The organism is Diaphorobacter sp. B2A2W2, assembly GCF_056730635.1.
Genome location: NZ_JBWZOR010000002.1, coordinates 579682 through 589629, shown reverse-complemented (window position 1 = coordinate 589629; position 9948 = coordinate 579682). Strand labels below are relative to the sequence as shown.

8 protein-coding genes are annotated in these 9948 nt (G+C 68.7%); 4 read left to right on the top strand and 4 right to left on the bottom strand.

Features of this window, described 5'->3' with window-relative positions; genetic code table 11:
- Window positions 1-173: 173 nt before the first annotated feature.
- Genes AC1PPL_RS06025 through AC1PPL_RS06015 form a run of 3 tightly spaced genes read right to left on the bottom strand, consistent with a single transcriptional unit; the run spans window position 174 to window position 3303 of the window.
- Entirely contained in the window at window positions 174-1457 is a 1284-nt protein-coding gene (locus tag AC1PPL_RS06025; protein WP_287924446.1) for a mechanosensitive ion channel family protein, read from the bottom strand.
- A gap of 19 nt (window positions 1458-1476) precedes the next feature.
- A complete protein-coding gene (locus tag AC1PPL_RS06020; RefSeq protein ID WP_479972899.1) occupies window positions 1477-2295 on the bottom strand; it encodes an enoyl-CoA hydratase in 819 nt (272 codons plus the stop codon).
- Window positions 2296-2343: 48 nt separating this feature from the next.
- Window positions 2344-3303: a histone deacetylase family protein gene (locus tag AC1PPL_RS06015; RefSeq protein ID WP_479972898.1), complete on the bottom strand. Its 960-nt coding sequence runs from the start codon at window positions 3301-3303 to the stop codon at window positions 2344-2346.
- Window positions 3304-3341: 38 nt separating this feature from the next.
- Between AC1PPL_RS06015 and AC1PPL_RS06010 the strand changes: the two genes are divergently transcribed.
- The 4 genes from AC1PPL_RS06010 to mltB all read left to right on the top strand — a co-directional run bounded on the left by AC1PPL_RS06010 (window position 3342) and on the right by mltB (window position 8519).
- Entirely contained in the window at window positions 3342-4262 is a 921-nt protein-coding gene (locus AC1PPL_RS06010; RefSeq protein WP_011805970.1) for an AAA family ATPase, read from the top strand.
- A gap of 4 nt (window positions 4263-4266) precedes the next feature.
- Window positions 4267-5292 (top strand): DUF58 domain-containing protein, encoded by a 1026-nt coding sequence (locus tag AC1PPL_RS06005; RefSeq protein ID WP_479972897.1) that lies wholly within the window; start codon window positions 4267-4269, stop codon window positions 5290-5292.
- A 99-nt stretch (window positions 5293-5391) separates the two neighbouring features.
- Complete coding sequence (locus tag AC1PPL_RS06000) at window positions 5392-7458, top strand: transglutaminase TgpA family protein (RefSeq protein WP_479972896.1); 2067 nt, start codon at window positions 5392-5394, stop codon at window positions 7456-7458.
- Window positions 7455-8519, top strand: coding sequence for a lytic murein transglycosylase B (mltB, locus tag AC1PPL_RS05995; RefSeq protein ID WP_479972895.1), 1065 nt, complete (start codon window positions 7455-7457; stop codon window positions 8517-8519). Before AC1PPL_RS06000 ends, mltB begins: the two co-directional genes overlap by 4 nt.
- A 108-nt stretch (window positions 8520-8627) precedes the next feature.
- On the opposite strand, the gene AC1PPL_RS05990 is transcribed toward mltB, so the two are convergent.
- Window positions 8628-9938 (bottom strand): branched-chain amino acid ABC transporter substrate-binding protein, encoded by a 1311-nt coding sequence (locus AC1PPL_RS05990; protein ID WP_479972903.1) that lies wholly within the window; start codon window positions 9936-9938, stop codon window positions 8628-8630.
- Window positions 9939-9948: the final 10 nt, after the last annotated feature.

Sequence of the window (9948 nt, the reverse complement as noted above, 5' to 3'; positions counted from 1 at the left end):
CAAAACCTTCATTGCTGCGGCTCCTTCAATAGTTGATTGCTTGACGTTTACGTAAACCGGTCCATTCTATTGCGCACTGCAGCATTTCCGTCATGGAAACATGGTGCACAAGGCAAAAACGAACGATCGTGCTTTTTGACGATTATGCCAGTGCATTCATGGCAGGTCGAGGCCTACGCCGGTGGCAGTGCCGCCGGCGCGACTCCATCCTGCCCCGGCGTCGAAGCCACGACATGCACCACGCGCTGTGGCTGTGCGATCTCGATACCCGCTGTGCGCAAGCCTTCCAGCACCGCGAGGTTGACCGCAGACCGCACGCTGGCAGTGCCGGCAGCCGGATCATTGATCCAGTAATTGAGGTTGAACACCAACCCGTCGGGCATGAAATCGAGCAAGAAGGCTACGGGCGCCGGGTCGCCCAGCACGCGCGCTTGCGCACTCGCCGCAGCACACAGGATCTGCTGCACCTTTGCGGCATCACTGCCGTAGGCGACGGTGATATTGGTCGTGAGGTTGAATTTGCGGTCGGACGCGGTCAGGTTTTCCACGCGCTGGGTGATCAGGCTTTCGTTGGGCACGATGGACTCGCGCCCGTTGCCCGCGCGGATCAACGTGTAGCGCGTCTTGATGTCCGTGATGCGGCCCTCGAAACCATCCACGCGCACGTTGTCCCCAATGCGCAGCGAGCGTTCCAGCAGAATCACGAAGCCGCTGACGTAATTGGCCGCAAGCTTCTGCAGGCCAAAGCCCAGACCCACGCCGAGCGCACCGCCCAGAACCGACAGCGCGGTGAGGTCCACCCCCACAGCGGCCAGCGCCAGCAGCAACCCCACGAACAGCAGCAGCGCCCGCGTGGCATTCACTGCCACCTTGCGCATGGACAGGTCGGCCACCGCATGGTCGAGCACGCGCCGCTCGAAAGTCGACGCCGCCCACAGCGCAGCCACCAGCACCAGGACCGCGGACAGGCCGCCTTGCAGCAGCGCCAGCAGGCTGACGCTGGACTTGCCGAACGCGATGCGGATGTCGTCCAGTTCCTGCAGCACGCGCGGCAGCAGCCCGGCGATCCACAAGGCGGCCACGCCCCAGGCCAGCCAGGAGAGCACGCGCTCCATCAGGCGCATCAGGCCTGAACGCGGAAACGCCATGGCCAGCACGCGTGCCACGAAGCGGATCAGCACCAGCGACGTGAACACCGGCACCGCCAGGCGCAGCAGGAAAACCGCCTGGTACTGTTCCACCACCACGCGCGCCCCATACACCAGTGCCAGCACCACCGCAGGAAACATCAACCCGTCCACGATGCGGCGGCCGAACCAGACCGACTCCGGCGGCTGTCCTCGACCGGCCCGCCGGCTCAGCCCATAAGCGAGTGCCACGCTACCGGCCAGCACCGCCAGTTCCAGCCACAGGCTGGACAGCCGGAAGTCGGCCGCCAGCCGTTCCCACCATTCCATCAGCGCGGCGCTCCTCGGCTCAGGCCTTATCAGCAGCCGGCTTCCAGGCCGGCTGACGCTTCTCTGCAAAGGCGCGTGCACCTTCCTGCGCGGCGTCGTCCATCATGTTGGTGGCCATGGTCTGGCCCGCCAGTTGGTACGCCGCGTCCAGGCCCAGTTCGCGTTGCTGGTACACCAGCGCCTTGCCCATGGCCACGGCTACGCGGGGTTTCTGCAGAATGGACTGCACCAGCGACTCCACCTCGGCGTCCAGCGACTCGGGCGCCACCACGCGGTTGACCAGCCCCTGGTCCAACGCGGTGCGCGCGTCAATGAAGTCCCCGGTGAGCAGCATCTCCATGGCCCGCTTGGCCGGCACGTTGCGCACCAATGGCACGCTGGGCGTGGCGCAGAACAGGCCATAGTGGATGCCACTGGTCGCAAAGGTCGCGTTTTCGCTGGCAACGGCCAGGTCGCACTGCGCCACCAACTGGCAACCCGCCGCCGTGGCCATGCCGTGCACGCGCGCAATCACCGGTATGGGCAGCTTGTGGATGCTCAGCATCATGCGGCTGCACTGGGCGAACAGGCGCTGGTACCACGCCAAGTCCGGGTTGGCCGCCATATCCTTGAGGTTGTGGCCCGCACAGAAGGCCTTGCCAGCCGCGGCGAGCACCACCACGCGCACGCTGTCGTCGCGCGCAACCTCGTCCAGTGCCTGCTGCAGTGCTGCCAGCATCTCGTGGCCGAGGGCGTTGAAGCGCGGCGCGTCATCCAGCGTGAGGGTGACCACGCCGCGATCGTCGCGCTGCACACGCAGTGGGCCGCCGCCGGCCGCCGTGGAGGGGGAGGAAGTCATGGCGAAGTCTCCTGAGTACGAATACCGCGCGGCGCGCGCGGGGAAGAATCAAAGGTCTGCCAACACGCGCACATGGGCTTCCACGCTGCGCGCCAGCGGCCCCATCATGTAGCCGCCCTCCAGGCACGACACGATGCGGCCGCGGGCAAAGCGCCGGGCCACATCCTTGACGCGCATGGTGATCCAGGCGTAGTCCTGCTCGTTGAGGCTGAGCTGGCCCATGTCGTCCTCGCGGTGCGCGTCAAAGCCCGCACTCACGAAAATCATCTCGGGCTTGAACGATTCCAGCCGCGGCATCCAGACCATGTCCACGATGTCGCGCACCTCCATGCCTTTGGTGTAGGCGGGAACGGGCACGTTGAGCATGTTGGACGCCGGCTCCTGGTCCCCGCAGTACGGGTAGAACGGATGCTGGAAGATGCTCACCATGAGCGCACGCGGGTCGCCGGCCAGGATGTCTTCCGTGCCGTTGCCGTGGTGCACATCGAAGTCCACCACCGCCACGCGCTTCAGGTTGTAGCGCTGCAGCGCGTACTTGGCGGCGATGGCCACGTTGTTGAAGAAGCAAAAGCCCATGGCCTTGGTGCGCGTGGCGTGGTGGCCCGGCGGTCGCACGCTGCAAAAGGCGTTCTCGATCTCTCCGGCCATCACCGCGTCGGTGGCGGCCAGTGCGGCGCCCGCGGCGCGCAGCGCGGCCATCCAGGTGTGGCGGTTCATCGAGGTGTCCGTGTCCACCTGCACATAGGGCGGTCCGCCCGCGGCCTCTTCCTCGATCAGACGGTCGGACAGGCCGCGCAGCGCAGCCATGTGCATGCGGTCGTGGGCCAGCTCGATGTCGGCCAGTGAGGCCAGCGGTACCTCACAATGCTGCAAGGCATCGGCCACGCCGGTCACCAGCAGCCGATCCTCGATGGCGTCCAGCCGCGCCGGGCATTCGGGGTGTCCTGGGCCCATCTCGTGCTTCCAGCAGTCACGGTGGGTGTAATAGCCCGTCTTGCTCACAGTCATTCCCCGGTGTCTCAATCGTTTTCGGATAACGTCACGCCATGCATGCACAGCAGAAGATCAAGTCGCTTTTGGATCAGCTTAACACGGTGATCGTGGGCAAAACCGCGCAGGTACAGGACTGCGTGGCCTGCCTGCTGGCCGGCGGGCATCTGCTCATCGAGGACGTGCCGGGCGTTGGCAAGACCACGCTGGCCCATGCGCTGGCACGCACCTTCGGCCTGCAGTTCGCGCGTGTGCAGTTCACGGCCGACCTGATGCCCAGCGACCTCACCGGCGTGTCGGTGTACGAGCGTGGCAAGGAGGCCTTCGTGTTCCACCCCGGGCCGGTGTTCGCCCAGGTGCTGCTGGCCGACGAGATCAACCGCGCCAGCCCCAAGACGCAGAGCGCGCTGCTGGAGGCCATGGAGGAAAAGCAGGTGTCGGTGGAAGGCGAGACGCGCGCCCTGCCCCACCCGTTCTTCGTGATCGCCACGCAGAACCCGCACGACCAGCTGGGCACCTTCGCATTGCCCGAGAGCCAGCTCGACCGCTTCCTCATGCGCATCTCGCTGGGCTATCCCGACCGTGGCGCCGAGCGCCTGCTGCTGGCCGGCAGCGACCGCCGCGACATGCTGGACGGCCTGCTGCCGCTGCTGTCGCTGGACGATCTGGCCGCGCTGCAGCACCAGGTGCTGGCCGTGCACACGGCCGAGCCGCTGCTCAACTATGTGCAGGACCTCATCGCCGCCACGCGCTCGGGCCGTTGGTTCCTGCAGGGCCTGTCGCCGCGCGCGGGCATCGCGCTGATGCGGGCGGCCAAGGCCCAGGCGCTCATCGAGGGGCGCGACTACGTGGCGCCGGACGATGTGCAGGCCATCTTGCCGCAGACCATTGCCCACCGCCTGGTGCCGGTGGGCGACGCCGGCCGCGGCGCCGTGGAGCAGGTGCGCGCCATGGTCGAGTCCGTCCCCCTGCCCTGACGCCATGCCCGCAGCATTCGAGCAGGCCGCACCGCCCGGTGCCGCGGCCCCGCGGCAGATGCCCTGGCGTGCCGTGGCCGCGCGCTGGCAGCGCTGGTGGCTGGCGCGCCTGCGGCGCACCGACACGCTCACGCTCACGCAGGGCAACATCTACATCCTGCCTACAGGCGCTGGCTGGATGCTGGCCCTCACGCTGCTGGTGCTGCTGGTGGCGTCCATCAACTTCCAACTCAACCTGGGCTACCTGCTCACCTTTCTGCTCGCCGGCAGCGTGGTGGTGGGCGTGCACCTGTGCCACGCCACACTGCGCGGACTCACGCTGCACCTGGTGCCGCCGCAGCCGCAGTTCCTCGGTGCTGGCGCGCTGCTGCAGGTACAGCTGCACAACCCGCGGCGCGCCACGCGCCATGGCATCGCGTTGGCGGTGCGCGGCGGCCAGGCCGCGGAATGGGCCTGGACCGACGTGCCCGCCGAAGGCTCCGCCACCGTGCGGGTGGCGTTCCAGCCCGCGCGGCGCGGGCTGCAGGACGTGCCCGTGCTGATGGCGGAAACCCGCTACCCGCTGGGCACGTTCCGCGTGTGGACGCTGTGGCAGCCCGCCGCGCAGCTGCTGGTCTACCCGCGCCCGGAGGTGGGCGCCCCTGCGCTGCCCGCCGGCGAGCCGCGCTCGGGCAGCGGCGGCCAGGCACCGGCGCGCGGCATCGGGGAATTCGATGGCGTGCGCGCGTACCGGCGGGGTGACCCACTCAAGCTGGTGGTCTGGAAGAAAGCCGCCAAGTCGCTTGCCACCGGCACCGACGACCTGGTGAGCCGCGACACCCAGCAGGCGCAGCACCACGAACTCTGGCTGGACGGCGCTGCCACCGGCCTGCAGGACCCGGAGGCCCGCGTCTCGCGCCTCACGGCCTGGGTGCTGCAGGCCGACCGGCTGGGCGTGGAATACGGCCTGCGCCTGCCCGGCCAGCAGTTTGCACCGGACAGCGGCGCCGCACACCGCCACCGCTGCCTGGAGGCACTGGCGCTGTGCTGATTCTGTGTTTGACATGAAAAAAGCACCTAGCCCTCTACAAACAAGCGCGGCCAGCTATTCATTCAATAGCAAAATCTATCGACGCGCGGGAGCCTCGACGTGAATCTGGCCCAGCGGCTTTCGCACCTGCCGCGCGAAGCGCGCGACACCCTGTTCCTGCTGGCTGTGGTGGCCTGCTGCGTGGCGCCGCTGGCCGCGTACCTGCCGCTGTGGACCAGCGCGCTGGCCGCAGCGCTGCTGGCCTGGCGCGGCTGGCTGGCCGTGGGCGCGCGTGCCCTGCCGGGGCGCTGGGTGATTGGCGCACTGCTTGCGGCGGCCGTGGCACTCACGCTGCTGTCGCACCGCACCATCGTCGGGCGCGACGCGGGCGTGACGCTGATCGTGGTGCTGCTGGCACTCAAGACGCTGGAGCTGCGCGCGCGGCGCGATGCCATGGTGGTGTTCTTCCTCGGCTTCTTTACGCTGCTGGCCAACTTCTTCTTCTCGCAGTCGCTGCCCACGGCCGCCGCCCTGCTGGTGGCGCTGCTCGGGCTGCTCACCGCGCTGGTCAACGCCCACATGCCGGTGGGGCGGCCGCCGCTGGCGGCCTCCATGCGCACCGCCGCGCGCATGGCGCTGCTGGGCGCGCCCATCATGGTGGCGCTGTTCCTGCTGTTTCCGCGCATGGCACCGCTGTGGGGCGTGCCGGACGATGCGCGCTCGGGGCGCAGCGGCCTGTCGGGGGAGATGTCCATCGGCAGCATGGCGTCGCTGGTGCTGGACGACAGCGTGGCGATGCGCGTGCGCTTTGACACGCCGGGCGGAGCCCCACCGCCGCAAAGCAGCCTGTACTTTCGCGGCCCGGTGCTCACAGCCTTCAACGGGCGTGACTGGTATGCACTGTCGCAGCCCGAGGCGCGCGGCATCACCTGGGCCTACCCCACGCCGGCCAACCTGCAAATGCAGGGTGAGTCCGTGCGCTACGAGGTCACGCTGGAGCCCAGCCGCCGCCCCTGGCTGCTGACGCTGGACGCCGTGCAGGAGCGGCCCGAACTCCCACAGGGCACTGGCGCGATGATGTCGCCCGAACTGCTATGGTCCGCCAGCCGGCCCATTTCCAGCGTGCTGCGCTACCGCGCCGAAAGCCACCTGCGCTTCACCCACGGCCCCACGCGGCGCACCTCCCTGCTGAACGGCTACGTGGAACTGCCCGCGGAGATGAACCCCCGCACCCTGGCCCTGGCCGAACAGATGCAGGCCGACCCCGCGATCGCGGCGCGCGTGTCCGCCAGCGGGGCACAGGCCTACATCGACGCCGCGCTGGCACGGCTGCGCACGGGCGGCTACACCTACACGCTGGAGCCCGGCGTGTACGGCGAGCACACCGCCGACGAGTTCTGGTTCGACCGCAAGGAAGGCTTTTGCGAGCACATCGCCTCGGCCTTCGTGGTGCTGATGCGCGCGCTGGACGTGCCATCGCGCATCGTCACGGGCTACCAGGGGGGCGAGCTTAACGGTATCGACGGCTACTGGACCGTGCGCCAAAGCGACGCACACGCCTGGGCCGAGGTCTGGCTGGAGGGCCGCGGCTGGGTGCGCGTGGACCCCACGGGGGCCGTGTCGCCGGGGCGCATCGGCCAGTTCCAGCGATTGCAGGCGCCACGCGGCGTGTTGGGCACCGCGATGGATGCCGTCGTCAACCCTTCGCTGGTACGCAGTCTGCGGTCGGTGTGGGAGGCCGTGAACAACGGCTGGAACCAATGGGTGCTGAACTACACCCAGGGGCGCCAGCTCGATTTGCTCAAGTCGCTGGGCATGCAGTCGCCCAGTTGGCAGGACCTGGTGCGCCTGCTGGGCCTGCTGGCCGCGCTGGCCGCCGCCACGGGCGCAGGCTGGGCCCTGTGGGAGCGCAGCCGCCAGGACCCCTGGCAGCGCCTGCTGCTGCAGGCCCGCCAGCGACTGGCACGCGCCGGCCTGCCGCTGCCACCCCACCTGCCGCCACGCACCATGGCCGCGCGTGCGCGCGCCGAACTGGGCGCCCCCGCCGAAGCCGCCGCGCAGTGGCTGCTGCGCGTGGAGCAGGCCCGCTACGCCCCCGAACCCCGCGCCCTGCTGGCCGACCTGCAGCGCGAATTGCGCCGCCTGCCCTGGCCCACCGCGCAGAATCCACGCCCCTCTGCCCCATGATCCGCACCCTTGCAAAAGCTACATTTTTAATAGCTGTCAGCGCTTTACCCATAAGCGCCTTAGCCCAAAATCATTCTAAAAAAACAGCCACCAAGACCGCGGCCACCTACCACTATGCGCAACGTGCGCAGGCCATGCAGTTCGCCGACGATCTGGCAGAGCGGCGCGGGCTGGACCGCGAATGGGTGCGCCAGGCGATCGGGCAAGCGCGGCTGCTGCCCCAGGTGCCGCGCCTGGTGCTGCCGCCCGCGCGGGGTACGCCCAAGAACTGGGCGGCCTACCGTGCGCGCTTCGTGGAGCCCACGCGCATCCGCGCGGGCCTGCGCTTCTGGCAGGACAACGCCGATGCGCTGGCGCGCGCTGAAACGCAATACGGCGTGCCCGCCGAGATCATCGTGGGCATCATCGGCGTGGAGACACTCTACGGCCAGCACATGGGCAACCTGCGGGTGATCGACGCGCTGGCCACGCTGGCCTTCGACTTTCCCGACGCACACCCGCGCGCTGCCGAGCGGCGCGCGTTCTTCCAGCGCGAGCTGGAGCAGTTTCTGACCCTCATGGACCGCACGGGCATCGACCCGCACACCCCGCGCGGCAGCTACGCGGGCGCCATGGGTCTGGGGCAGTTCATGCCGTCGAGCTGGTCGCGCTACGCGGTGGATTTCGACGGCGACGGCCGCATCGACCTGTGGCGCAGCACACAGGACGCCATCGGCTCCGTGGCCAACTACTTCGTGGGCCACGGCTGGCAGAGCGGCATGCCCACGCACTACGCAGTGGCGTTCGACGCGGCCACGCTGCAGTTGGACGCGCTGCTGGCGCCGGACATCCTGCCCACCTTCAGCGTCGCCAGCATGGCGGCCCAAGGGGCGCACGTGCAGAGCGAAGGCGCGCAGCACACGGGTCCATTAGCGCTGGTGGAACTGCAGAATGGCGCTGAGGCGCCCAGCTACGTGGCCGGCACCGAGAACTTCTATGCGATCACGCGCTACAACTGGTCGAGCTACTACGCCATGGCGGTGATCGAGTTGGGGCGGGCGGTAGCGGCGGCGCGGCCTTGATTCCAGTGGTATCGGTTGTGCTCTGCATGAGCCTCTGGTCGTAAGGTGGATGCCGCTGGCCGGTAGGTGCGCCCGGCCAGCCACATCAACGTCCAACCACCCCGCCGATCACCCCCCCACTCCAGGCCGTTGCATCTGGCAGCTGGCGGCCTGCGCCGCCTTGTCCGCGGCGATGGTGCGTACCACGCGAAAGCCGTAGCCCGAGCCTTCCACGTCGAACTTCACGCCGGGCGCCCCCAGCCGGTCCATCACCCCCACCACCAGGTTCTGCTGGAACTGGTGGTCTTGCGCGCGCATGGCGCCCGCCTGGCCGTACAGGCGGACACTGGCATGCTCCAGCGCGCGCGCCACGGCCAACGGATCGTCACTGCCCGCCTGCTGCAGGGCCTGCGCAAGCGCTTCGACCATGAGCTGCATGCGCATGTGCACATAGTCGTCCTGCGGGCTGGGAAAGCGCTCGCGGAAGGCACGGTAGAAGGTCTCGCTGCCCTGCGTGGGCAGATTGGGTAGCCAGTCGGCCACGGCCACCACCTTGCCCACGCCGGCATCGCCCAGGGCCGCAGGCGCGCCGAGCGCGTTGCCGTAGAAGGTATAGAACATGCCGTCGTAGCCCACCTCCCGCGCAGCCTTGACCAGCAGCGTGAGGTCATTACCCCAATTGCCCGTGATGACGGCTTGCGCGCCGCTGGCCTTGATCTTCACGGCGTAGGGCGCGAAGTCCTTCACGCGGCCCACGGCGTGCAGCTCGTCGCCGACGATGGCGACATCGGGCCGTTGCGCGGCCAGCTGGCGCCGGGCTTCGCGCAGCACGGCCTGGCCGAAGCTGTAGTCCTGCCCGATGAGGTAGGCGCGCTGCAGGGCCTTGTCCTCGCGGATCACCTCCATGAGCGCTGCCATGCGCATGTCGGCATGCGCGTCGAAGCGAAAGTGCCAGAAGCTGCACTTCTCGTTCGTGAGGGCGGGGTCCACGGCCGAGTAGTTCAGGAACACCACACGCTTGCCAGGCTCGCGCTGGTTGTGCTTGTTGATCGCGTCGATGAGCGCAGCGGCCGTGGCCGATGAGTTGCCCTGCATGACGAAACGCGCGCCGCCGTCAATGGCGGCGCGCAGCGCGGACAGCGCCTCTTCGTTGGTGCCCTTGCTGTCGTAGCGCACCAGCATCAGCGGCCGCGCCCCGCCCGCCGCAGGGGGCAGTGCCACGCCGCCGCGCGCGTTCACACGTTCCATGGCCCAGGCGATGTTGCGGAACACCGCCTCGCCGGTATTGGCAAAGCTGCCGGACAGGCTCTCGATCAGCGCCACGCGGATCGGCGCGCCCTGGGGCGGCGCCGCTGCACCGGCTAGCGGCGCCGCAACGCCCAGCAGGGAGGACAGAGCCAACGCACAGGCGCGTAGAACATGGCGGCGGGGCAGGATCATCATGGCAACG

What these genes read in the sequence shown, in the direction of transcription:
- AC1PPL_RS06025 (WP_287924446.1), bottom strand. Translation starts at nt 1,457, where the DNA reads ATGGAATGGTGGGAACGGCTGGCGGCCGACTTCCGGCTGTCCAGCCTG.
- AC1PPL_RS06020 (WP_479972899.1), bottom strand. Translation starts at nt 2,295, where the DNA reads ATGACTTCCTCCCCCTCCACGGCGGCCGGCGGCGGCCCACTGCGTGTG.
- AC1PPL_RS06015 (WP_479972898.1), bottom strand. Translation starts at nt 3,303, where the DNA reads ATGACTGTGAGCAAGACGGGCTATTACACCCACCGTGACTGCTGGAAG.
- AC1PPL_RS06010 (WP_011805970.1), top strand. Translation starts at nt 3,342, where the DNA reads ATGCATGCACAGCAGAAGATCAAGTCGCTTTTGGATCAGCTTAACACG.
- AC1PPL_RS06005 (WP_479972897.1), top strand. Translation starts at nt 4,267, where the DNA reads ATGCCCGCAGCATTCGAGCAGGCCGCACCGCCCGGTGCCGCGGCCCCG.
- mltB (WP_479972895.1), top strand. Translation starts at nt 7,455, where the DNA reads ATGATCCGCACCCTTGCAAAAGCTACATTTTTAATAGCTGTCAGCGCT.
- AC1PPL_RS05990 (WP_479972903.1), bottom strand. Translation starts at nt 9,938, where the DNA reads ATGATCCTGCCCCGCCGCCATGTTCTACGCGCCTGTGCGTTGGCTCTG.